Origin of the sequence: Micromonospora yasonensis (assembly GCF_026013475.1) — a bacterium.
Classification (GTDB): Bacteria; Actinomycetota; Actinomycetes; order Mycobacteriales; family Micromonosporaceae; genus Micromonospora; species Micromonospora yasonensis.
Genome location: NZ_JAPDPH010000443.1, coordinates 1 through 1,527, shown reverse-complemented (window position 1 = coordinate 1,527; position 1,527 = coordinate 1). Strand labels below are relative to the sequence as shown.

The window sequence follows — 1,527 nt, the reverse complement described above, 5'->3', positions numbered from 1 at the left end:
TTTTGTCCCAGGGACGAAGCTGTTGCACTCAGACTTCGGCGCTGAGGGCGTCTCGTCCGCTGCCTTTGTCGCCGGAAGGTTGTCAGCCTGCTTGCGCACGTCGTTGCCGGCTTCGACGACATTTTCCGCCTTGCGGGCATCGTTGAGCTTGTCCGCCGCCTCGACACCACGCTTGCCCCACTTGGCGGCCGTGGCGACGTTGCCCGCAAGCGGGATCGCCGAGGCCAGGGAGAATGCGGCGTTGACATAGTCGCCCTCGGCGGCGTACCAGATGCCGTTGGCCACATCAGCCACCTCACCGACCACCGGCACCATCCCGGCGATGTCCAAGGCGGCGTGGCCGATGTCCGACCACGACATCCCGAACAGATGGCCGTCCAACTCCACAAAGCTGATCGGATTGCCGCCGGCGAACGCGTACCGGTTGTTGGTGAACGGATCCGTCGACAGACCCATGTCGGCCAGGGCGCCGCCGTAAGCATCCCGCGTCAGGAACCGGTTGAGACCGGGGTCGTAGTTGCGGAACCCCATGTCGTACGTCTTGGACCCGGCGTCCCACCGCGAGGCGTTGAAGCGATAGGCGTTGTACGGCTCCTCGCCCTCCGGCGTCGAACCCGGCTTGTCGGCTCCGGTGAACTGGGACTCGTCGTCCTTGCCGTACGCCGTGTAGCCGTAGGTGGCGCGGGTCTTGCCGTCCTCCTTCGTGATACCGATGACGTCACCACGTGGGCGGTAGATGAACTGCGAGTACTCGCGCGAGCCGTCGTCCTTATGCTTGATCTGGGTCAGCTGCTGACCCCACGGCGCGTACTGGTACGACTTCTCCGCCTTGCCGGCGACCTCCTCACGTAGGACCTTGTTATCCATGCCCAGGTAGGTGAAGGCGGTCGTCTTCGACCCGGTCGTCTGTGACACCGTCCGGTCGAACGGGTCGTACACGTAGGTCGTCGACTTCGCCGCCGAGCCGATACCGGCGGTGGTCTTCGCAGTCCGATCGAAGCCGTCGTAGTAGTACTTCTGCGCCCGCTGGCCACCGACCGACACCGTGTCGAGGCGCCCGAGCGGGTCGTAGTTGTACGTCGACGTCACACCCGCTGTGGTGGTCGAATGCAGCCGGTTCCGGTCGTACTTGCTGGTGGTTGTCGCCCCTCCCACTGTCTGCGACACAATGTTGCCGTTGCCGTCGTAGTCATAGGTCTCTACCGCAGTCGAGTCCCCGGTCTTGTCGGCCCGGGTCACCCGATCCTGGGGGTCGTAATTGAACGTGTAGGTGTTGTCGATGTAGTCCGACGAGTTGTCGGCGTTCATCAACTTCAACACGTCCTTGGATGGGTTGCCGTTCGCCGAGTACTCCAGCGTGTGCTCGGCCACCACGGTCCCGGACGACGTCTTTTCCACCTGGTGTTTGGTTGTGCCGTCGAGGTAGTACTCGAAGTCCACGGTGTTGCCGTTGGGCTTGGTCTGCTTGAGCATCTGCCCGCGAGCCGTGTACGTGAACGTCGAGATCTGCTGGTTACCGGCCGTCGA

Annotated in this window: 1 protein-coding gene; it reads right to left on the bottom strand. The window is 63.4% G+C overall.

The genetic code is table 11. The features are described from left to right. A partial coding sequence (locus ONA70_RS36190) for an RHS repeat-associated core domain-containing protein (protein ID WP_319959638.1) occupies window positions 1-1,473 on the bottom strand: 1,473 nt, incomplete at its 3' end. Between the last annotated feature and the right edge of the window lie 54 nt (window positions 1,474-1,527).